Genomic DNA, 23,501 nt, shown 5'->3' on the forward strand with positions numbered 1-23,501 from the left:
GATGAAATACGAAACGGTTTTACCGACTGGCTGAATGAACAAAGTCCGGAGTTCAAACAAAACCTGACGAGTTTGTACAATTCAACCTACAACTGCTATGTACGCCCAAAATACGATGGTTCTCACCAGACATTTCCGGGCCTTGATTTAAAAGCTCTGGGAATACCCAACCTGTATTCCAGCCAGAAAGACGCTATCTGGATGTTAAAACAAAACGGGGGAGGTATCTGTGACCATGAAGTTGGTTCCGGTAAAACATTGATTATGTGCTGTGGCGCTTATGAAATGAAACGTTTACAACTGGCAAATAAGCCCATGATAGTTGGATTAAAAGCCAATATCCATGAAATCTCCCAGACATTCAGAACAGCTTATCCACATGCCAAAATCCTTTATCCGGGGAAACAGGATTTTAGCCCGGCAAAACGGGTAAAGATTTTCAATGAAATCAAAAACAATTCCTGGGATGCAATCATCCTGACTCACGAACAGTTTGGGATGATACCACAGTCACCCGAAGTACAAAAGCAGATTTTACAGGCAGAACTGGACAGCGTGGAAGAAAACCTGGATATTGTCAGAAAACAGGGAGGAGAAGTTTCACGGGGAATGCTGAAAGGTCTGATAAAACGACAGCAAAATCTTGAGGTAAAACTGAAATCCATCACACACGATATTGAAAACAGGAAAGACAATGTTGTGGATTTTAAAATGATGGGAATAGACCATCTTTTTGTGGATGAAAGCCATCGGTTTAAAAACCTGATGTTTAATACCCGTCATGACAGGGTTGCAGGAATGGGAAATCCGTTAGGCAGCCAGCGAGCGCTGAATATGCTGTTTGCCATTCGTACCATACAGGAACGGACAGACAAAGATTTGGGTGCGACTTTTTTATCAGGTACCACCATTTCCAATTCTCTCACAGAGTTATTTCTATTGTTTAAATACCTCCGTCCAAAAGAATTGGAACGCCAACAGATAAAAACCTTTGATGCCTGGGCTGCCGTGTATGCAAAAAAGACCACTGACTATGAATTTTCAGTAACCAATGAAATTGTCCAGAAAGAACGGTTCAGGTATTTTATTAAAGTGCCGGAACTGGCGGCTTTTTACAATGAAATTACGGATTATCGGACGGCAAAAGACATCGGCATTGACAGGCCAGAAAAAGCAGAAGTTCTGCATAATATTCCACCTACACCGCAACAGGAAGAATTTATACAAAAACTGGTAGCTTTTGCCAAAAACGGAGATGCAACAATCCTGGGCAGACCACCACTCTCGGAACGGGAAGGAAAAGCAAAAATGCTGATTGCGACAGACTATGCCCGAAAAATGAGCCTGGACATGCGGATGATAAGCCCGCGCTATGATGACCACGTGGATAACAAAGCTTCTCATTGCGCTGCCCGGATTGCTTCCTATTACAATCAATACAACGATTACAGAGGAACCCAGTTTGTCTTTTCTGATTTGGGAACATACAAACCTAGTGAGTGGACACCTTACAGTGAAATAAAACGAAAACTTGTTGAAGACCACCGCATCCCAACCCATGAAATTCGGTTTATCCAGGAAGCTAAAACAGAAAAGGCCAGAAAAAACATTATTGAGGCGATGAACGAAGGTCGTATCCGTGTATTGTTTGGTTCTACAGATATGTTAGGGACAGGAGTAAATGCTCAAAAAAGAGCGGTTGCCATTCATCATTTAGATTCTCCCTGGCGGCCATCAGATTTGGAACAAAGGGAAGGCAGGGCCATTCGAAAAGGTAATGAGATTGCCAAGTTCTTTGCAGATAATAAAGTGGATGTAATCATTTATGCCGTTGAGAAAAGCCTGGATTCGTACAAGTTCAACCTTTTACAAAACAAGCAGCTATTTATTAGCCAGCTAAAGACAAATAGCCTTGGAAAAAGAACCATCGACGAAGGAAGTTTGGATGAAAAATCGGGCATGAACTTTTCGGAGTATGTTGCAATCCTTTCAGGGAATACAGACTTACTAGACAAAGCTAAACTGGAGAAAAAAATCACTGCATTGGAAAGTGAACGGCAGGCTTTTAACCGGAGTAAATCATCTGCTCGTTTCCGGTTGGAGGACATTCAGCAAAGTATTGACTCAAATCAGGAAACAATTTCCCGAATGCAGGAGGATTTGGATTTACTTAATCACCGGATTCAGAAGGACGATTCAGGATATATTTTGAATCCGGTTCAACTGGAAGGAGTAAAAGGCTCTGACCCTAAAATAGTTGGTGCAAAACTGAACGAAATCAGTGAAAGCGCTCGAACTCACGAGGAGTACAAAAAAATTGGAACTCTTTATGAATTTAATCTTCTCGTAAAAACCGAGTCAAGTATGAAAGATGGTTTTGATTTTAAAGAAAACCGTTTTTTAGTGGAAGGTGAAAGCGGAATAAAATACACCTATAACAACGGCCATATTGCCAGAGACCCGAAACTGGCAGCATCCAATTTTTTGAAAGCTTTGGAACGAATTCCGATTTTAATAGACAATCATGAAAGACATATAGAGAAAGCTTCCAAAGATATTCCGGTTTTGGAAGAGGTTGTAAACAGCCATTGGAGAAAGGAAGATGAACTTAGAAAACTAAAAAGTGATTTGGCGGCACTGGACAGGAAAATTCAGGCAATATTAAGAGTAAACGATGGAGATCATCAGATACTAAAGGAGGAAAATACTTTTCGAGATATTCGAATTGACATTGAAAATAAAGGAATTAAGCTCGTTGCCCAGGAAAATCATTTTAAAATCAGTTAACATATACCAGATAAAGATTAAAATAGCAAAACTGTATTTTGCTTTGGTATGAATAAATTTTCAGTGAGCATTTGTCAATATTATACCACTTACTTCGAGCATAAATCTTAAATAACTCTTGTCATTATTTTATTGTGTTAAAATAATAATCTAGTAAATTATACATATTTTTGAACTAAAAAACAAAATTAGTCAAATGTTTAAGGACGATGTCAGGGATACAAAAGAACTTATTTTAAAAATTGCAATGCAGGTATTTGCAAAGTATGGATTTCGGAAGACCTCAATTAATGATATTGCCCAAGCTGCATTCAAATCAAAAGGTTCAGTCCATTATTATTTTAAAAATAAAAATGAGTTGTTTCAGAAAGTTGTTGAAAAAGAGTTTCAACTATTGCGCACAGAATTAGAATTAGTAGCGAAATCTGACCTAAATGGTAAAATGAAATTGACTAATTACATTATTACACGAATGAAAATTCTTGTGAAATTATCTTACATCTCAGATGCGATAAAAAATGGCTATATGGATTATGAATATTTTGCAGGAAAAATCAGGAAGAAATTCGATGATGAAGAGATTTTATTAGTAAAAGGGATAATATCAAATGGTATAATAAATGGTGAGTTTGAAGAAAGGGATGAAGAGCAAACTGCCTATGTTATTGTGTCAGCATTGAAAGGACTTGAGGAACCTTTAATGGTCAATATTAAATGTAGTGAGTGTGATATAAATCTCGATTACATGATTCAGGTTTTATTAAAAGGAATTGAGAAAAGATAGATTTGTCCTAATATTGATATGAAATCAAACACATGGCAATGTAAGTTCGTAAAAGTGCTTAAAAGTTATAATGAAACTCATATCAAGGCTTTAAATATAATAATCAGGAGTTGTTTTAGAAGCTTTTCATAAAAATCAAAAAATGAATTATATCAATATATCACATATTATAAAAAACAGTAATTCGAAATTTCTAAAAAGACTACCTGATTTCTCTATTAGAATAATTGCCTGGATTATTGGACAAGAGGAAATAAACCGGATTCTAAAAAAATATGAAGGATTTGAGGGTGTTGACTTTCTGCCAAAAATAATTGAAGAGTTGGAAATTACAGTGGAATGTGAAGGACTGGAAAATTTACCGGAAAATGGAAAATGTTTTTTTGTTGCCAATCACCCTTTCGGCCTGCTTGACGGTTTAATCCTTACAAATATTGTTGGTACAAAATATGGACATTTAAAAGCAATTGGAAACGATGCTTTTATGTTTGTTCCAAACTTAAGACCAATAGTCTCAAATGTCAATGTATTTGGGAAAAATCCTAAAAAATACTTTGTTGAATTAAACAATGTTTTTGCTTCTGATTCACCAATAACACATTTCCCTTATGGGCTTGTATCTAGAATTTATAAACTAAAGATACAAGATAAATTCTGGCATAAAAGTTTTATTACAAAAGCAATTCAACATAAAAGAAACATTATTCCGGTGCGATTTTATGGACGAAATTCTTGTCTGTTTTATTCCATATTTTTACTCAGGCAAGTAGTAAAGATTAAAATCAATTTGGAACTGGTTTTGCTTCCACATGAACTATTTCGTAAAAGGGGAAAAACAATTAAAGTTACAATTGGTGAGATGATTCAATACAGTGATTTGCATGCATCTATGTCGCACTGGGACTGGGCACAAAAGATTCGTAATGAAGTTTATTCTTATAAAAATAATTAGTGACAAACTGTTATGAAATTAATTCATAAATTGAAAAGACATTTATCATTCAAATATCAGGAATGCATAAAACATTAAAGTAATGGATATGAAAAAAAATGTTGCATTGGTTTTGGGAAGTGGCGGAGCAAGAGGCTTGGCTCACATTGGTGTAATTAACGAACTCGAAGAGCAGGGATTCAATATCACATCAGTTAGTGGCACTTCAATCGGTTCATTAATTGGTGGATTTTGTGCTATGGGGAAATTAAATGAATTGACAGAATGGCTTACTACACTTCAAAAAAAGGATGTTTACAGTTTGATGGACCCCACCTTAAGCACGAATGGTCTGTTAAAGGCTGAAAAGGTTTTTAGAAAATTGAATACAATAATTCCGGATGTTCTTATTGAAGAGATGAATATTCCGTTTGCGGCAGTTGCAACCGATGTAATAAACAGAGAAGAAGTTATATTTACCATAGGTAGTTTTTATAAAGCTGCGAGAGCATCTATTGCAATCCCCACAATTATTACACCAGTTATATCAGAAAACAGTATTCTTGTTGATGGAGGATTGCTTAATCCAATCCCAGCCAATCGGGTAAAAAGAACAGAAGGCGATATTTTAGTTGTTGTTAATTTGTATGACAGCAATAACCCGGATATATTGTTGTATGAAGAAGACGTTAAGAAACATCTTGCTCCTCAAAAATCATCGATTAGTAATTTAATTATCCTGAACAATAGCATAAATAATATTATAAAGAGAATACAGGACTTTATTCCAACAGGTAATAAAAACAGCCAGGGTTACTATTCGCTGATTCAGTTTACAACATCTGCAATGCTTGAACAGATATCAAAATTATCTCTTGAATTGAATAAACCTGATATACTAATAAATATTCCTTTTGATGCAGCTAGAACGTTTGAATTTTACAAGGCAAAGGAGTTGATTGAAGCAGGAAGGAAGGCTGCACGTTTTAGTATCAACCAGTACAATATTCAAAGTGAGAAATATGCTGATAACCATGGGAATAAACAAGGATGAAAAAATCATATGACAGAAAAATATTTACAATTAAAATGCTTGGAATGGATTTAAAATTTCTTTTAAGTGCATGGTCTAAAATCATCGGCATTAATCGTAATAAGAAGATAAACAAAGCCTTTACGGAAAAAATAATGACAATTGTCACTGCTGTTAACGGATGCACTTATTGTACTTGGTTTCATGCAAAACAAGCAGTTTCAAGTGGGATAAGTGAGGAAGAAGTAAGAAGAATGCTTCAGCTCCAATTTCATGCAGATGCAACCGATTTTGAAATACCAGCTTTGCTTTATGCACAACATTATGCCGAAACAGACAGAAATCCTGATAAAGAAATGACTTTCAAACTATTTGAATATTACGGAGACACAACTGCCAACCATATAATTATAATTATCAGGATTATTTTTTTTGGCAACTTAACGGGAAACACTTTTGATGCTTTTATAAGCAGATTAAACGGGATTCCCGCCAAAAACAGCAATATAATCTTTGAGTTTATTTTCTTCATAGTAACTGCACCACTTTTATTACCACTTATACCATTTACAAAAAAATACAGAAACCCGAATTTTTAAAAGAATTTAATTAGTTTTTGAATGGATAAGATAACTACTATTATTAATGCTTACAATGAAAGATCAACAGGGAAAATTGCAGTTTTTGAATATCCCTAGTTACTCATATTAAAAACTAAGTTTAGAAAATATGAATATCAACACAAATATAACAGATTAAATATTAGTAAGTCAACAGCAATTGGTTGTGCTTGTAACGAAGTGAAAACAATTGAAAAAAGTAGTTGCCACCGTCAGACTGTCGTAAAATCTAACCAGATTTTGTTAAAAATCCAGGCATCTATCAGCGCCAGTAAAATTAGCTTTTTAGTACTTCAGGTATGAAGTAAATCAAAGGACAAAACAAGGCACAAGTAAAGGTTTTCCCGGTTTCGCTCTATAATGTTATTAACACAGAAAATGAAGTCCGCATTATCGACCTGTTTTTTGACAACCTTATTTTACTGGAATTTGGTTTTAATGTTGACCAGCCGGAAAATGGAAGACCGACCTATCATCCTTCTGACTTGCTAAAACTCTACATTAAAAGAGCCGAAGCTGACTTTGGTTTTATAATGGCGGCATACAATTTGCGAAGGATTCTCAATATTGTTTGAGAAAGGAAATTAGAAAAATAAATGGCCGGTATTTTCTGTTTTATGTTCAAAATATGCTCATTTTAAACTATTTTTAAACCAGATAATCAAACTGAATATGAAAAGTCCAATTTTTTTAATTTGCTTCTAAATAACTCGAATAATTTTCAAATAACGATTGCCCAAAGAGGTTTTTAGACAGACTACAGTTACAAAAGGACTGTACAATAAGGAGGTTTTATATGGTCATTAAATATATTGATAGAGAAAATAAGGGTATTTATATTGAACATCCTCCTGCAGAGGGGTTATTAAAATTTCTTTATAAAAATCCCATAGGAAGTAAAACAATCCTACCAATTGTTAAACGTAAATTAATCACCGAATGGTATGGAAAAATGATGGACAAACCCTCATCTGCTAGAAAAATTAAATCATTCGTTGACGATTTTCATATTGATGTAAGTGAGTTAGAAAAAAGTATTGAAGAGTTTAAATCGTTCAATGATTTTTTTTGTCGAAAATTAAAGCCAAATGCACGAAAAATTGGGAATGGGTTGATATCACCAGGTGATGGAAGGATTCTGACTTTTGAAAATATTTCAGATGTAAATAATTTTTATATAAAAGGCAGAAAATTTACCTTGACAGAATTTTTATCAAATAAATTATTGGCAGAGAAGTATCAGAATTGTTCAATGGTGATTCTTCGTATAGCACCTAATGACTACCACCGATATCATTTCCCTTATAGTGGAAAACCTTCAAAATCTATAAAAATTAAAGGAAATTATTATTCGGTTTCACCCCATGCATTGTTTAAAAATTATGCAAAAGTATTTTGCGAAAACAAAAGAGAAATATGTAGTTTAAACATAAACAAAGAGAAAGAAATTTTAATTGTATCAGTTGGCTCAACAATGGTTGGTAGTATCAATTCTTCTTACAGAATAAATACGATTGTAAATAAAGGCGAAGAAATGGGATATTTTTCATTTGGTGGTTCTACTGTTGTACTAATATTTGATCCGGATATTTTTAAAATAAATCAAGATTTATTAGAAAACTCAAAAGCAAATTTAGAAACATTTGTAAAAATGGGTGAAGAAATTGCCATCGAAAACTAACACCGTTTGCTAATTTTGGCAACTGGTGCACAACCTCTAATTTCAGAAAAATCTTCTATATGTGAGGCAAAAATGGTTTCAGTTAAGTGCGTTTCCAAATTCTTAATTTTAATCAAAGAAGGATAAATTCCATGGAATAAACAGGCTTAAAAGGGCGAAATTCACTTCTGGGATAACTGAAATGATATTTTACGGATATTTTAAATTACTATTTCTCAAGAGTAATTATCATTCATGCCTAATAATGTATTTAATCCATTTTTAAAACTCCTACCTAACGGTAACTGTTTCCCGTTCACTTCAACAGTGTTCCCAAAAACAGCTTCAATGTTTTTCACCGGAACAATAAAAGATTTATGAATTCGGATAAAACCTTTTCCTTTCAGCAAGTTTTCGAAGTTTTTCATACGGTCGAGCTTGGTATATTTTTTTTCTTTGGTGTGAATGACTACATATTCTTTCATTCCTTCGACGTACAAAATATCCTCAATTTCTACTTTTACCGATTTATAACCCGATTTCACAAAAATAAAATCACGGGAAAAACACTGATTTTCATTTTCTTCGTATGATTTTGGCAATTTAGCTTCCTGCTCCGAATTTTGTTTTGAAACCACTTTATTTACAGCCCTGGCAAATCGTTCAAATGCCACAGGCTTTAAAAGATAATCAGTAACATCCAGTTCATAACCTTCCAAAGCATATTCGGAATAAGCAGTTGTAAGAATAATGTGTGGCTTTTTTTGCAGGGTGCGAAGAAATTCAATTCCGGTTATTCCGGGCATCTGAATGTCCAGAAAAACGATTTCTGCTTCACCGCTTTCAATAATTTCGTAAGCATCTGCGGCTTTTCCGCAGGTGGCAAGCAATTCCAACTGTGGCATTTTTGCGATGTAATCGCTCAGGTATTTTCTGGCAATGGGTTCATCGTCAACAACAATGCATTTTATCTTCGAAATCATAACATGTCTTTTCTTTCAAACACCGGAAATTGTACAGAAACCATAAATTCATCGTTCTGTTTAACAGTTTGAAGTTCAAAACGGTCACCATAAATTAGCTTTAGCCGTTTTTTTACGTTGCTCAGCCCTATTCCGGGCAGCTTTTCTATTTTATTTTCAGTAAAATTATTCTTGCAAACAAAAAGGAACTGACCCTTTTCATCCCAGGTGTCAAGTTCTATCCAGCCATCTTCTTCTTTGCCAATTCTGCCATGTTTAAAGCAGTTTTCAATAAAAGGTAAAAGCAAAAGCGGAGGAATAAAAACAAACGGCCTGTTTACCTGAACAGAAACACGAATATTTTCAGGCGTTGAGATTCGCATTTTTTCCAAATCAATATAGTTTTGGATAAAATTAAGCTCCTTTTCTACCGGCACCAGCTTTTGCTCTGTTTCATAAATCAGGTAACGCATGGTATCCGATAATCCCAGCACCATTTGTGGCGCCAGTTCCGATTTGGAATAAGTAAGTCCGTACAAATTATTTAATGTATTAAACAGAAAATGCGGGTTAACCTGCGATTTCAGATATAAAATCTGAGCTTCCTGGCTGCGTTGAAGTTCTTCCCGGCTTTCACGCTCTTTTCGGTCCTTGTTTTCGTACAAACGGAATAAAACACCAATAACCGACAAAACGGAATAGATTAAAAAACCGGTTAAATAAGGAATACGCCCCGCTCCCAAACGACTGTAACGTAGTATATTTTTCCTTAAAGTGATATTATCCGGATCAAAAAAGCGGTTGGAGCGAACCGGCCCCGAAAAAAAGGCTGCATCTCCGGCAAAGTAATCTAATAATTTCACTCTTAAAATGGAAAGTGAAAAAATCGAAATCAAACCCAAAGTAATGAAAAGGATGAGATTTCGCTTCTTTATCAGAAATTGATTGGTAAGTATCCACCCTGCAAAATAGAAAGAAGCAGCCATTAATGAGATGCTGCTTACTGAGCGGTAAATGGCAAAATCGACAGGCAAAAAAATGGTAAGAGAAAAAAACAGCGAATAAGCCAAAACCAACCAAACCGCAATATGTATTATTATTTTTCTCATCCTGCAATGCTACCAAAATAAGTAATTCAAACGCAATAATCTAAACCAGTGCATAAAATTCTTCAATCAAAGTGCAGTATTAATCAATTAGCTGCAAATTAACTGTATTTGTAGTTGGTATCAGCAGATGTGCCGTTGGATGAAAATATTCCATGTACCGGAAACGGATGCTGTATGTTTGAATTGAAATTAAAAAATGAAAAAGGATGAAAAAATTAATTGTATTCAGTTTGATAGTATTTGCAATGACAGTAAAAAGCTTCGCACAGGATTTTGAAAATAAATACACCCCGCAGGAACGGGCTCAACTACAAACCGGGTGGATGAAAGAAAGTCTTCAGTTAAATGAGCAGCAGTTGCCAAAAGTTGATTCGCTTAACCTGAAATATGCTTTGAAGATGGAAGAGGTGAAAAGCATTCAGGGACGGCTGAACCAGGTAAAAAAAGCCCGCTCAATTGCTGAAGAAAAAGATGGGCAACTCAAGCAAATTCTCGATAAAACCCAGTACGAAACCTATTTGGAGAAGCGAAAGGAATTACGGCAAAAGATGAATGAAATAAGGAAAGAGAAGTAGGGTACGGAATGATCTATTCGGAATATATATAATTAATGTAAAACAATTAAAAATCAGAAAGATGAGAACTAGAAACACTTTATGGGGTATTCTGGCGCTGGTGGCAGTGCTGGGGCTTAGCAGTTTCCTGCCCGGGCCCAAGGAAGAAATTCAAAAGGCTTTTCGGCGCAGTCCTGAAACACGGGCAAATGCAATAACCAGCATTATGAAAAATCGCTTGGATTTAACCGAAACACAGGTTGAAAAGGCGTATCAGATTAACCTGAAATATGCACAAAAGCTACAACCTTTTGTAGGTGGCAGTGAACGCCCAGTTGCAATTTCGGATGAAGCAACAAAGATTAATGAAGAAAGGAAAAAAGAGTTGCTTGCGATTTTAACGCCAGTTCAACGTGAACAGGCCGACCAAATTCGCAAACAGTGGATTTCGCGCCTCGAAACAATTTTGGAAAGATTAAAACAAAACGATTTTAAAAACTAATAATTTAAAATTTCTCAATTATGAAAACAAAAAATTTCTTATTAGTGGGTATAATTACCCTGGCAGGATTATTTTCTATAACCTCCTGCAACAATGACGATGATCCTGTAGCAGAAGAAGCAATTTCCGAAGAGGAAGTGGTTGAAATTCTATCCACTTCATTAGCAAGTGGTACCGACGGAGTAACTGCGGATATTGAAACCGCTGCCGGACTCTCCAGGCAGTCTGTTGATGACAGCAATAGTATAAAGTCTGCCAACATCGGCAAAACCCTGAGTTGTGGCGAATCCAGTGATACAACTTTTACTATCCAGAGGGGAAGCAGTTTAATTACCTTCGAATCTTCGAAGACGTACAACTACATGCTCGAATGCGACGAATCGGAAAACCCTCTCCTGCTGGATATAAACTTAATGTATGAAGGAAATCTTGATGCACCGCGGGTTGCTTCTCAACATTCGGGAAGTGCTGATTTTACAGTTGCCAGCATTGAACATACGTCAGATATGTACTTGATAAATGGGACATGGAAACGAAGCGGGAGTTTTGAATCCAAAATCCGCAACCAGGGCACACGGCAGGCTTCGCTTCGTTTCGAACTTATTGACGTAGCCGTTGAAAAAGAACCAAAAGAAATTGATAACGGAACGATTATTTTTTCAATAGAAGGTGAAAGCGCTTCCGGAAGCAGCAGCGCTGATTATAAATATGAAGGCACCATCACATATAACGGAAATGGTGAAGCGATTATCGAAATTAGCGGCTCCAGTTCAAGTTACATTACAAATTTAGAGACAGGAGAAGTAGAAGAATTATAGGAATGAAATGGAAAATACGCCGGTAAAAATTTTACCGGCGTATTTTAAGCCCACCAATCAATAATTTAAAAGGATAATAAAATGAAAACGAAACAATTAACTATAGTTTTAATAATGATTTTTTTAATTAGTTCCGGTTACGGATCTTTTGCACAGCGAAGGGTAGTAAATACGCCCCGCCGGACAGTGGTGCAAGGCCCCGCGGAACAGTTGTTTACCGGAAAGCCCCGCCTGTAGTAAAACCTGTACGAAGGCTGCCTGCAAAAGCGGCTGTGGTTCGTTACCACAATCGACCCTATTATTACCATGGAGGGGTGTTTTATGTTGCCCGCAGTGGCTCTTATGTGAGGGTTGTCCCTCCGGTTGGGATAAGGGTTGCCGTTCTCCCGGCTGGTTATGCACGGTTAGTAGTCGGTCCTTCGGTTTTCTTTTATGCCGGCGGAATTTTTTATATTGAAGATGTATCCTCGTATGAATATGTTGTGGCAGATCCCCCTGTCGGTGCGATAGTCAGCCAATTACCTTTCGGTGCTGCCGAAGTAGAAATCGACGGGAAGCTTTATTATGAATACAACGGGATACTTTATAAACCGGTTCAACTGGAGAAAAAAGCGTACGAAGTAGCAGGTAAGCTGGAAGATTGATTTACCACATTAAAAAGTGTTTTTGTATTCTCAATATTTGAAACAAAAATTCAGGGCACGTTGCTTTAATACAATTACAATCCAAAAGTAAATATGGAAATATTGTTGAATATATTGGCATTGTCAATGGGATTTGCAATTGTGGTTATTTCCATTCCTCCGGTTATTAAAATAGCCCGGGCAAAAAAACTTTATGAGCCCTTAGACGAAAGAAAACATCACGCCAAGGATATACCCCCGTTTGGGGGTGTTGCCATTTTCATCGGATTTGTAATTAGCACAATTGTGGCTACTGAAAGTTATGTCTTTGAATCGCTAAAATATATTATTGCATCAATAATTCTGATATTTTTTATTGGGTTGAAAGATGATTTTTTGGTAATAACGGTAAAAAATAAAATGATTGTACAAATATTTGCCGCTGTACTTCTTATCACCCTGGGCAATGTGCATTTTACAAATTTACACGGGATATTTGGCCTTTATGAAATCCATTATTTTTCAACTGTGTTTGTTTCGCTGTTTGTAATGACAGGGATAATTAACGCATTTAACCTTATAGACGGTATTGACGGTTTGGCTTCAGGACTGGCAATGCTTGCAGGCACATTTTTTGGCGTATGGTTTTACCTTGCGGGTCAGATACAGTTTTCAATAATGTCGTTTGCTTTGGTTGGAAGCCTGGCAGGTTTTTTCCTTTTTAATGTTTTTGGTAAACAGAATAAGCTTTTTATGGGAGATGCCGGTTCGCTGGTAATTGGATTGATTGTTTCCACCCTTGTCATAAAATTTAATGAATTTAATATTATCAAAACTGCACCTTATGCAATTAACGCTGCGCCAGCGGTGTCTTTTGCTGTGCTGACTGTCCCGGTTATAGATACTTTACGCGTTATAACCATAAGGTTAATGCAAAAAAAATCGCCTTTTTCTCCCGACAGGAATCATATCCATCACAAACTGCTCATAATCGTACCAAACCATTTTAAAGTAACCCTGATCCTTATAAGTGTAAGTTCCTTTTTGATCGGATTTGCATTGTTTCTTAATAAAATTTCGATGAATATCAATATCCAAATCTTTCTGATATTCTCAACAGGGAACCTTTTATCATTTATTCCTGCAATCCTTACCAAAAGAGACACTATTCATAAGAAGAAAACAACTAAACCGGCCCGTATCCGGCGGCATCCGGTTCGAATTATTGACGTAGCCGTTGAAAAAGAACCAAAAGAAATTGATAACGGAACGATTAGCTGTTCAATAGAAGGCGAAGGCATATCAGGTAGCAGCAGCGCCGGGTATAAATAGGAAGGCACAATCACAAATAACGGAAATGGTGAAGCGATTATCGAAATTAGCGGCTCCAGTTCAAGTTACATTACAAATTTAGAGACAGGAGATATAGAAGAAATAAAAGAATAAAATGAAAACAAGAAAAACTATTTTTTAGCATTAACCGTTGCCGCTGTAACATTCGTAGCATGTGAAAAAGAAGTTGATATAAATGAAAAACTCAACGGAGATACCCTCGCATTGGTAAAAGAAGCCGTAAATACCGAAGCATTTGAAAATGAAATTACATCGAGCATTGATCAGGCAATTACATACGCTGAGAAATTAAATTCCGAAGAGAAATCGGCAACAATTTTAGATTGCACCAATATTACGGTAAGGCCAATTTTTGGTTTCCCGAAAACAATTACCGTTAATTTTGGCGACGGGTGCGAAGGGACAAACGGATTTGTGCGCTCGGGGTCCATGTCAGTTACTATCGGCGATACGTTACGAACCACCGGGACAAGCTACGACGTTGCTTTTGATAATTTTGCCATTGATGGATACTCAATTACCGGGACAATTTCAGTAGAAAATACCAGCTCCGGTGATATTATTTCATTCTCAGAAAAGATGGATTTAACCATGACCAGTGATGGAGGTATTGCAATAACTAAAATAAAAACTACGGAAAGAGCTTGGATTGAAGGGACTGAAACCAGCGATGTCAGTGATGATGTGTTTTCAGTTTCGGGCTCCGCAGATTTTTATTCATCATCGGGAAGAAGTTACTCTTATTCAATTCTTGAGCCACTTATTATTACGAACTTGTCAAAAGTTAAACCGAAATTAGTGTTCTAAAGTGTTGGTAACCAAAAACTTTTGAATGATTAAAAACGAAACAAAAAAACACAAAATTTCGCAATTCTTACTCTCTGGTTTACAGTTCATTATCGACTGTTTCTGCATTTTAACTTTAAACAACTTCTACACGTACTTGTGATATTTTTACCGAAGGTGTAATTAAAATTACAATGACAGGGAGTGAAGATCCAATAACAGTTGATTTTGGAAATAACGGATGCAATTGGAAAATATACGTGTCACAGGGAAATATCGTTAATGAAGAAATCAATTTAAATGATTGATTGTTAGCCGGATTAAGTCTTGAATTTTCTATTTATTCATAATGTGGTTTACTACCACGCTACTTTATAACAGCGGGGTAGTTCATTTCCCTGTTATTTTTTTTCTGTGATTTATTCCCCAATCTCTTAAAGCCTTAATAACATCACCCAGTGTTTCAGCATAGGAGGAAGTATTATATTCTATCATTACAGGATAGCCGTCAATAATTTTTCTTTCTATCAGTTTATTTTGTTCAAGATCTTTTAATTCATTGGATAAAACTTTAGCCGTGATTTTAGGAATGCTTTTTTGTATTTCAGTAAATCGATGATTTCCTGATGAAATTGAAATCAGGATCAACAACTTCCATTTTCCGCTAATAACATCTATTGCGTCTCGAACTGGCATGATAGCGGAAGAACAATCGGTGTGAATCGATTTTTTCATAATTATTTATCGCTAACCTTTAGGTAACTACTATAAATTAGATAGCAAATGTATTTAACTTTACCAAAGAAAAAATATAAATTTTTAAAATTATTGGAGATGAAAAATATTCTGAAGATTACCTCAAGTTTCAGAGGAGAAGATTCAATGTCAAGTAAATTGGCAAATGAAATTGTCAAAAAACTTACAGATGACAAACTGACAAGTATTGATACTATTGATTTATCCCAAGAACCCTTATCGCATTTGAGCAGATTTCATATAGAATCCTTTTTTACACCTGAAAGCGATAGGGTGGGTGAAATGAAAGAAATTGCCTGGCATTCAGATGCAGCCATAGATGCCTTATTGAAGGCAGATACAATTGTGATTGGAGTAGCCATGTACAACTTTGGAATTTCCTCAACCCTTAAGTCATGGATCGATTATATTGCTATTGCTGGAAAGACTTTTAAATATACAGAAAATGGAGCAGAGGGGTTGATTAAAAACAAAAAAGTTTATTTGGCAATAGCCACCGGAGGAGTATATTCCAATGATACTATGAAAAGCTACGATTATACAGAACCATATTTAAGAACTATTCTGGGTTTTATGGGGATGACAGATATAACCGTATTTCGGGTTGAAGGTGTCAATATCCCCGGCATAAAAGAAACAGCATTGGAAAAAGCAATCAACAGTATTGTAATTTAATAACAAAATTTACAACTATGAAATCAAAAAAAGTAGTTTATTGGATAACAACATCCGTTATTGGCTTGATGATGGTATTTAGCGCCTTCAATTACTTTACAAGTATAGAAGCAATAGAAGGTATGGCCCGGCTTGGATTTCAGCCCTTCTTCGTTAAAGAATTAGGATTCTTTAAAATCTTAGGTGTTTTGGCGCTTGTTATACCACAAGTTCCAATTAAAATAAAAGAATGGGCTTATGCCGGTTTTGGAATTGTTTTTATATCTGCATTCTGGGCACATGTAAATGCAGGTGACCCAGTTTCTATGTCTTCAATGCCTATCATTTTCCTGGTATTGCTTATAGTATCTAACATCTATTTGAATAAAATAAAAGTTTCGAAATGAATTTAACAATCTTTGGTGGAACAGGCGAGACAGGAATACTTGTTATTAAAAAAGCCTTGGAAGCCGAATATCGAGTGACTGCTTTCGCACGCAACCCGGCAAAAATATCCTTTCAAGATAAAAATCTTAAAATCATAAAAGGGGAACTTACAGATATTAATCAAATTGAAAAAGCAATGATTGGTGCTGATGTGGTTATCAGCGTTTTGGGGCCAACTGGAAAGACGAAAGGATTGAATATTTCTACAGGTATAAAAAATATCATTTCGGCAATGGAAAGAAATGGTGTGAAACGTTTTATAGCAACAGCAACGCCAAGTTTTAAAGTCCCAAATGATAAATTTCAGTTTAGCTTTTCGCTTGCCATTTTTATGATAAAAACTTTAGCAAAAGATGCTTATTGTGATATAGTGGCAACCGGAGAAGCCGTTTCAAATAGTCAGTTAGATTGGACTTTAGTACGCATACCAACGCTGAGCAGAAAACCAGGAACAGGAAAACTGAATATCGGTTATACAGGAACCGATAATGTTAAAGTATTTTCGCTTTCAAGGGAAGACTTGGCTGATTTTTTAATTAAACAAATTAACGATAAAAATTATTTGAAAAAGGCACCTGTTATAAGCAATTAATTATTAATCATTTTTACTTTGAGTGAGTTTGTCACTCTTGAATCGATTTTAAAGATTGGTTTGTATTGAGAAAAATTCTATATTTGACTAATTAAACAAAATAGTCAAATAGAATGGCAAAACCAGAAATCAAATCGATAATAATAAGTGCTGCCACTCAGTATTTTTCAAAATTCGGGTTTTATAAAACAACGATGGATGAGATTGCCAAACACATCCATAAAGCAAAAGGAGTTTTATATTATCACTATAATAGCAAGGAAGAATTATTTAACGAAGTATTAAAGCAGGAGCTTAGTACCGTAAAAACTGAGTTACAGAAGGTTGTTAATTCTGATGAAGATGCTTTAACTGTTCTTAATAACTATTTTTTTAAAAGGCTTGAGTTATTGCATGAATCTGTAAATTACCATGAAACTTTGAAAGCCGATTTTTTTGAAAAATATCATTTTGTGGAGGAAGTTAGGGAAGACTTTACCACGTTTGAGAGAAATAATTTTTATCAGATGCTAAAAAAAGGTGAGGATGAAGGGGTATTGCATTTTAATAATATTGACTCGACAGTAAATATCCTGTTAATGCTGGTCAACTCCATGGAAGTGCCGTTATTCCTTCAAAACAAATATTCCGAGTACATTCATACAATTAAAGAACTTGCAGAATTTCTTGTAAAGGGATTAAAATCTTAACAATTTATTAACTCGATTTGACTAAAAGTGTTTTATAGTCAAATATTATTATATATTTGCATTGACTTTAGAACATTAATAGTCAATAATTGCAATAATGTGAAGCATAAGAAGAAAATTAGAATTAATAAAAAGTGAATACAATGAAACAATTAAATTGGTTTTTTGCCGTAAGCGCATTAATCCTTGCCGGTTGCAGCACCGGAAATTCAAACATTGATAAAATTGTGGGGGGGAAAGGCATTCCTGTTAAAGTAAGTGAAATTGGTAAAAGTATTAATGCTACCGATCATATGTATATTGGAACCATTGAAGAATCCTTTTCTGTTCCTCTGAGTTTTTTGGTTACCGGAACTGCAGAAAAAGTCCTTGTGGATGAAGGACAAATGGTAAAAAAAGGCCAGTTACTGGCAGTCCTTAACAGTGAGAGTTATCAAAATATGTATCAGGTTGCATTATCAAAAGCTAAACAGGCTGAGGATGCATATAACCGGCTGGAACCTATGTATAAAAAAGGTAGCCTTCCTGAGATTAAATACGTGGAAATAAAAACCGGTTTAGAGCAAGCTCATTCATTGGCTTCAATTTCAGAAAAAAATCTTAATGACTGTAATCTTTATGCCCCTGCGGATGGGATCGTCGGCAGAAGGATGATAGAATCAGGAATGAGTATAATTCCCGGCAACCCGGTTTTTCAATTGGTAAAGATTGACAAAGTAAATGTAAAAATTCCTGTCCCGGAAAATGAAATTGCCGGGATACAAAAAGGACAGGAAGCATATGTAAAAGTAAGTGCTTTAGGTGACCGGAAGTTTGAAGGAGAGGTAACAGAAATTGGTGTATTGTCTAACCCTCTTTCTCATACCTATAATATTAAAGTTGCACTAAATAACCCGGACAAGATATTAAAACCCGGAATGGTTTGTAAAGTAAGCATCAATAATCCTGTAATGGGGAACAGAATTGTTGTTCCACTTTCAGTTATACAGGTTGGAGGGGACAAGAGTAAATATGTATATGTAGCCAACTCAAGTAAAGATAAAGTGGTTAAAAGAAATGTTGAGTTAGGCTCTTTAGCTAGCAACGGCGTGGTTATAACAAGCGGCTTATCTGCAGGTGATCTGCTTATTACCGAAGGGTACCAGAAAATAAACGAGAGCACAACCATCCAAATCGTAAGATAATATGAAAAGGTTCGAGATAGTTGAGTCTGCCATGCGACACAGGCAGATCGTATTTTTAATTAGCGCTTTGCTGCTTATACTTGGCGTTTATGCGCTTTTTGTAATGCCCCGGCAAGAATTCCCTCAGTTTACCATCCGGCAGGGATTGGTAATAGGTGTCTATCCCGGTGCCAGTTCCGAAGATGTAGAACAGCAACTGACAACAAAAGTCGAGAAATACTTATTTGGTTATGGAGAAATTAAAAAGGAGAAAACCTATTCAATCTCGAAAGATGGGATGATGATTGTTTTTGTCACTTTAAACGATGATATCAAAAATACCGATGAATTTTGGGCAAAGTTAAATCACGGACTGAATACTTTTAAGGCTCAATTGCCTACCGGAGTTTTGGCTTTACTGTCAGATAATGATTTTGGTGACACTTCGGCTTTGTTGATTACCCTTGAATCAGACAGAAAGACTTACCGTGAACTGGAAAGTTATTTAGATGAACTGGAAAACCGGCTTCGAAGAATTAAATCAGTATCCAAACTTCGTCATTATGGTTTACAAAAGGAACAAATCAGTATATATATTGAAAAAGAAAAGCTTACCAATTACGGGATAAACACTGCAACCCTGGCAGGAAATCTTTTTACACAGGGTTTTACTACAATGAGTGGCACTGTCGATAATGATCAGTTCATTGCGCCGATCCATATTTCGCAATCGTATAACAGCGAACAGGATATTGCCGAGCAAATCATTTATTCCGATCCTACCGGAAACATAATCCGTTTGAAAGATGTGGCGCGAATCGTTCGTGAGTATCCCGATCCAGACAGTTACATTGCTAACAACGGGCACAAAAGTTTATTGATTTCAATGGAAATGCAGCCTGGGAATAACATTGTTCAATATGGCAAAGAAGTTAATGAAGTATTGGAACAATTTCAATCTGAATTACCAGGTGATGTAAGCATCGAACGCATTGCCGACCAGCCAAAGGTCGTTAGTGATTCGATTAAGACATTTCTGATTGAAATGCTGTATGCCATTATTGCCGTTATTATGGTCACCATGGTTTTACTTCCATTGCGGGTGGCAACTGTTGCTGCAACTTCAATTCCTATCACAATTTTTGCCTCGCTTGGGATTATGTATTTAACGGGCATGGAATTAAATACAGTAACCCTTGCCGCATTGATTGTAACCCTGGGGATGATCGTAGATAATTCAATAGTAATTGTAGATAGTTACATGGAAAAACTTGATCAGGGAATGTCGCGATGGCGTGCAGCCATAAGTAGTGCTAAAAGCTTTTTTAAAGCAATTTTTTCGGCAACACTTGCTATTAGCATTACTTTCTTTCCTTTTCTATTTACCTCAACGGGAATGATAAAAGATTTTGTCAGACTATTCCCCTGGACTGTGACCATAACATTGGGAATTTCCCTGGCAGTTGCAATGTTGCTAATTCCATTCATCCAGTATACATTTATCAAACAAGGATTCGAACAATCAAAACGCAAGAAAAAGGAAGGCAGACGTAATTTTCTGGATATTGTTCAGGAAACCTATGAAAAGTGGCTCGTAAGAGCTTTTAAGCATCCGAAAATAACCATCGGAACAGGAATTTTGTCTGTATTGCTTGGCATTGTACTTTTCACCCAGATACCTCAGCAGTTAATGCCTATTGCCGAACGAAACCAGTTTGCAGTTGAAATTTATCTACCTAAAGGTAATTCACTGGAACAAACTGCCTTAGTTGCAGACAGTTTGGAAATAATGATGAAAAAAGATGATCGGGTAAAATCTATTACCTCATTTATAGGTACCAGTTCACCACGTTTTCATACTACCTATGCACCTAAAATGCCAGCCCGAAATTATGCGCAGTTTATTGTAAATACTCCTTCGAACCGGGCAACAGAAGAAATTCTTGATGAATATACAGACTTTTATGCAGAATATTTCCCCAATGCGCATGTTCGCTTTAAACAGCTCGATTACCAGGAAGCTGCCAACTCGATTGAGATACGTATTTCAGGAAATAATATTGCTGATTTAAAAACAGCCGCTGATTCACTAATTGTTAAAATGAGGACAGTGCCGGAATTAACCTGGGTGCATACCAATTTTGAAGAAATGTTGGCAGGCACACATGTCGATATTAACGATATAGAGGCTAATCGGTTAGGAATTAACAAAACAATTGTAGCCACAAACCTGGCTATGCGTTTTGATGGAGTACCATTAACAACTTTATGGGAAAACGATTATCCGGTTGCAGTAAAGCTAAAAGCGGAACGCGATCATGAAGTTTCGTACAGCGATATTGAGAATGAATACATTCATTCTCTGATCCCCGGAGTTTCTGTTCCGTTACGTCAAATCGCTGACGTTAAGCCCGATTGGACACAAGGTCAGATAATTCGTCGAAACGGAGTACCAACCATAAGCATTGTAAGCGATGTGAAACGCGGTGTGAATTTGAATCAGGTATTCCGATCTGTGAAAAAAATAGCCGATAGTCAACCCTTGCCCGAGGGGACCAGTTTGAGTTATGGTGGCGCGTATGAAACCGATTCGGAGATGCTGCCACAGGTTACCGGTGGCTTGTTCATGAGTATCTTTATTATTTTCCTGATCCTGGTGTTTCACTTTCGAAAAATCAACCTGGCCTTACTGGTTATGGGTTCGTCAACTTTAAGTATTATCGGAGCCGTGCTTGGTGTGTTGATCATGGGGCTCAACTTTGGAGTGACCTCCATATTAGGGATTGTCAGCCTGATTGGTATACTTGTTCGAAACGGCATTATTATGCTCGATTATGCTGAGGAACTTCGACAACATGGAAAGAAAACCGCACTTGAAGCTGCATTTGAAGCAGGTAAACGGCGTATGCGACCTATCTTCCTTACATCGATGGCTGCATCAATGGGGGTAATTCCTATGATTATCAGTAAAAGTGCCCTTTGGGCACCTATGGGTGTCGTAATCTTCTTCGGGACAATTACGTCTATGATATTTTTAGTTCTTATTCTTCCGGTGGCCTACTGGTTAATTTTCAGAAAAGTAGATAAAAACAAGAAGAAAATCACAATAGCTGAGCTTTTAAATAATTCTAAAATAAAGCCAGCATTATTAACACTTGCCGTTTTACTTGGCTTGACACCGGTACTTTCTGCTCAAAATCAAAATAATTATACACTGGAACAATGCAAAACGCTGGCATTACAAAATAATGCCCAGATTAAAAACAAGGTGCTGGATGTCGAATCATCCCAACAGGTAAAAAAAGCTGCTTATACCAGGTATTTTCCACAGGTGGACGCAACCGCATTCGCTTATAAATTTACCGATCCATTGATAAATATGGAAATGCAGGGAGGGAACCTCCCTGTTTATGACGGAAATCCGGCCAATCTACCATTGGCAACGCAATTTGCTTATTTCCCGTCAGTATCAATTCCGTTAATTGAGGAAGGCGTTATTGGAATGGCAACCGCAACACAGCCTGTTTATGCCGGAAAGCAAATTTCAACGGGAAACAAACTTGCTGATTTGGGGATAGAGGTCAATCAACTTCAATTAAAATCAACCGAAAAGGAGATTGCTTTTGAAACCGAGAAAAGGTATTGGCAAATTGTTTCACTGGGCGAAAAAATGAAGACCCTGGAAAATTACACCAGTTTGCTGGATACATTACATAAAGAAGTGACTGATGCTCTAAATGCCGGATTAATTACCCGGAACGACTTGTTAAAAGTTGAGTTAAAACAAAATGAACTGCAGATGAAACGGCTAAAACTTGAGAACGGGACAATCCTGGCTAAAATGGCTTTTTGTCAGTACATCGGTGTGCTTTATGATAAAAACATCAGTTTCGTCGATAGTACAGGATTAACAGAGTCACCGGAACTTATTTACACCGATCATCAGGAAGCGCTGGTTAACCGTGAAGAATATCAATTATTACAAAAAAGTACATCTGCCGAAAAGTATCTGACCAAAATGCAGAAAGGTGAATATATGCCCCAGGTTGCGGTTGGTGTCGGGGCCATGTATCTGGATATTATGGATGATAAGGGAGCTGTTAATGGCTTAGCTTTTGGAACTGTAAAAATCCCTATTTCCGGGTGGTGGGAGGCAAAATACAAGATGAAGGAACGCCAGTTTAAAGAAGAGCAGAACCGCAACATGGTAACCGACAATACCGAAAAACTTTTGCTTCAGATGCAGCAGGGAAGAAATTCACTCGAAGAAGCATACCAACAGGTTCAACTGGCGAAAATTTCTATCGGTCAGGCTTCTGAAAACTTAAGGGTAACACAGGATAGCTATTCCGCAGGTATGGTTAATATCTCTGATTTACTTGATGCACAGGCACAGTTGCAGCAATCAACCGATTTGTATGTAGACGCTTTAACTCAATTTAAACTAGCAAAAGTGAATTATCTGCAAATTACCGGGAGGTAATTTCTATTAGCGAATAGGTTAATATGTACAATACAGGATTAAAATGCAGGATATGGTGGTAAATAATCATCGTATCCTGCTAAAATAAATTTAACTCTACAGTGTTGCTGAGGGATTTACTATAAAAATTGAGAAAAAATACAATTGTTTCCGTGCGAAAAGTTATCACATATATTGTACTAAGTTTGTGCTTAT

22 protein-coding genes are annotated in these 23,501 nt (G+C 36.4%); 19 read left to right on the forward strand and 3 right to left on the reverse strand.

Annotated features, from left to right (window positions below; translation table 11 throughout):
• From K5G00_RS20490 to asd, 6 genes are all read left to right on the forward strand, one after another.
• The coding region (locus K5G00_RS20490) for a helicase-related protein (RefSeq protein WP_238768107.1) at positions 1 to 2,787 on the forward strand (2,787 nt) is incomplete at its 5' end.
• A gap of 196 nt (positions 2,788 to 2,983) precedes the next feature.
• Positions 2,984 to 3,571, forward strand: a complete 588-nt coding sequence (locus K5G00_RS20495) for a TetR/AcrR family transcriptional regulator (RefSeq protein ID WP_238768108.1) — start codon at positions 2,984 to 2,986, stop codon at positions 3,569 to 3,571.
• A 142-nt stretch (positions 3,572 to 3,713) separates the two neighbouring features.
• The gene (locus K5G00_RS20500) at positions 3,714 to 4,523 is read left to right on the forward strand and encodes a 1-acyl-sn-glycerol-3-phosphate acyltransferase (protein ID WP_238768109.1); all 810 of its coding nucleotides are present in this window, start codon (positions 3,714 to 3,716) and stop codon (positions 4,521 to 4,523) included.
• 88 nt (positions 4,524 to 4,611) lie between these two features.
• Complete coding sequence (locus K5G00_RS20505) at positions 4,612 to 5,556, forward strand: patatin-like phospholipase family protein (protein ID WP_238768110.1); 945 nt, start codon at positions 4,612 to 4,614, stop codon at positions 5,554 to 5,556.
• Entirely contained in the window at positions 5,553 to 6,134 is a 582-nt protein-coding gene (locus tag K5G00_RS20510; protein ID WP_238768111.1) for a carboxymuconolactone decarboxylase family protein, read from the forward strand. Before K5G00_RS20505 ends, K5G00_RS20510 begins: the two co-directional genes overlap by 4 nt.
• A gap of 817 nt (positions 6,135 to 6,951) precedes the next feature.
• Positions 6,952 to 7,836: an archaetidylserine decarboxylase gene (asd, locus tag K5G00_RS20515; RefSeq protein WP_238768112.1), complete on the forward strand. Its 885-nt coding sequence runs from the start codon at positions 6,952 to 6,954 to the stop codon at positions 7,834 to 7,836.
• Positions 7,837 to 8,051: 215 nt separating this feature from the next.
• On the opposite strand, the gene K5G00_RS20520 is transcribed toward asd, so the two are convergent.
• A complete protein-coding gene (locus K5G00_RS20520) occupies positions 8,052 to 8,798 on the reverse strand; it encodes a LytR/AlgR family response regulator transcription factor (protein WP_238768113.1) in 747 nt (248 codons plus the stop codon).
• Positions 8,795 to 9,886, reverse strand: coding sequence for a sensor histidine kinase (locus K5G00_RS20525; protein WP_238768114.1), 1,092 nt, complete (start codon positions 9,884 to 9,886; stop codon positions 8,795 to 8,797). The genes K5G00_RS20520 and K5G00_RS20525 overlap by 4 nt, the downstream gene beginning before the upstream one ends.
• 206 nt (positions 9,887 to 10,092) lie before the next feature.
• On the opposite strand from K5G00_RS20525, the gene K5G00_RS20530 reads away from it, so the two are divergent.
• From K5G00_RS20530 to K5G00_RS20560, 7 genes are all read left to right on the forward strand, one after another.
• Positions 10,093 to 10,461 (forward strand): hypothetical protein, encoded by a 369-nt coding sequence (locus K5G00_RS20530; RefSeq protein ID WP_238768115.1) that lies wholly within the window; start codon positions 10,093 to 10,095, stop codon positions 10,459 to 10,461.
• A 61-nt stretch (positions 10,462 to 10,522) separates the two neighbouring features.
• Positions 10,523 to 10,942 (forward strand): hypothetical protein, encoded by a 420-nt coding sequence (locus K5G00_RS20535; RefSeq protein WP_238768116.1) that lies wholly within the window; start codon positions 10,523 to 10,525, stop codon positions 10,940 to 10,942.
• Between the two features lie 20 nt (positions 10,943 to 10,962).
• Entirely contained in the window at positions 10,963 to 11,760 is a 798-nt protein-coding gene (locus K5G00_RS20540; RefSeq protein WP_238768117.1) for a hypothetical protein, read from the forward strand.
• Between the two features lie 81 nt (positions 11,761 to 11,841).
• Positions 11,842 to 11,997 carry a hypothetical protein gene (locus K5G00_RS20545; RefSeq protein ID WP_238768118.1) on the forward strand — a complete coding sequence of 52 codons (156 nt, stop codon included), beginning with the start codon at positions 11,842 to 11,844 and terminating at the stop codon, positions 11,995 to 11,997.
• Between the two features lie 17 nt (positions 11,998 to 12,014).
• Complete coding sequence (locus tag K5G00_RS20550) at positions 12,015 to 12,404, forward strand: DUF6515 family protein (RefSeq protein WP_262921408.1); 390 nt, start codon at positions 12,015 to 12,017, stop codon at positions 12,402 to 12,404.
• A 93-nt stretch (positions 12,405 to 12,497) separates the two neighbouring features.
• Positions 12,498 to 13,715, forward strand: a complete 1,218-nt coding sequence (locus K5G00_RS20555) for an MraY family glycosyltransferase (protein ID WP_238768120.1) — start codon at positions 12,498 to 12,500, stop codon at positions 13,713 to 13,715.
• A gap of 225 nt (positions 13,716 to 13,940) precedes the next feature.
• Positions 13,941 to 14,543, forward strand: a complete 603-nt coding sequence (locus tag K5G00_RS20560) for a hypothetical protein (RefSeq protein ID WP_238768121.1) — start codon at positions 13,941 to 13,943, stop codon at positions 14,541 to 14,543.
• A gap of 369 nt (positions 14,544 to 14,912) precedes the next feature.
• Here K5G00_RS20560 and K5G00_RS20565 read toward each other — a convergent pair whose 3' ends face one another.
• Complete coding sequence (locus tag K5G00_RS20565; protein WP_238768122.1) at positions 14,913 to 15,257, reverse strand: winged helix-turn-helix transcriptional regulator; 345 nt, start codon at positions 15,255 to 15,257, stop codon at positions 14,913 to 14,915.
• A gap of 99 nt (positions 15,258 to 15,356) precedes the next feature.
• On the opposite strand from K5G00_RS20565, the gene K5G00_RS20570 reads away from it, so the two are divergent.
• The 6 genes from K5G00_RS20570 to K5G00_RS20595 all read left to right on the forward strand — a co-directional run bounded on the left by K5G00_RS20570 (position 15,357) and on the right by K5G00_RS20595 (position 23,306).
• Positions 15,357 to 15,953: an FMN-dependent NADH-azoreductase gene (locus K5G00_RS20570; protein ID WP_238768123.1), complete on the forward strand. Its 597-nt coding sequence runs from the start codon at positions 15,357 to 15,359 to the stop codon at positions 15,951 to 15,953.
• Positions 15,954 to 15,970: 17 nt separating this feature from the next.
• On the forward strand, positions 15,971 to 16,339 hold the full coding sequence (locus K5G00_RS20575) for a DoxX family protein (RefSeq protein WP_158869003.1): 369 nt from the start codon (positions 15,971 to 15,973) through the stop codon (positions 16,337 to 16,339).
• The gene (locus K5G00_RS20580) at positions 16,336 to 16,971 is read left to right on the forward strand and encodes an NAD(P)-dependent oxidoreductase (RefSeq protein WP_238768124.1); all 636 of its coding nucleotides are present in this window, start codon (positions 16,336 to 16,338) and stop codon (positions 16,969 to 16,971) included. The genes K5G00_RS20575 and K5G00_RS20580 overlap by 4 nt, the downstream gene beginning before the upstream one ends.
• 113 nt (positions 16,972 to 17,084) lie before the next feature.
• Positions 17,085 to 17,660 carry a TetR/AcrR family transcriptional regulator gene (locus tag K5G00_RS20585; RefSeq protein ID WP_238768125.1) on the forward strand — a complete coding sequence of 192 codons (576 nt, stop codon included), beginning with the start codon at positions 17,085 to 17,087 and terminating at the stop codon, positions 17,658 to 17,660.
• A gap of 143 nt (positions 17,661 to 17,803) precedes the next feature.
• Entirely contained in the window at positions 17,804 to 18,844 is a 1,041-nt protein-coding gene (locus K5G00_RS20590; RefSeq protein ID WP_238768126.1) for an efflux RND transporter periplasmic adaptor subunit, read from the forward strand.
• A gap of 1 nt (position 18,845) precedes the next feature.
• A complete protein-coding gene (locus K5G00_RS20595; RefSeq protein ID WP_238768127.1) occupies positions 18,846 to 23,306 on the forward strand; it encodes an efflux RND transporter permease subunit in 4,461 nt (1,486 codons plus the stop codon).
• Positions 23,307 to 23,501 lie beyond the last annotated feature (195 nt).

The organism is Maribellus maritimus (assembly GCF_022267315.1).
Taxonomy (GTDB): domain Bacteria; phylum Bacteroidota; class Bacteroidia; order Bacteroidales; family Prolixibacteraceae; genus Draconibacterium; species Draconibacterium maritimum.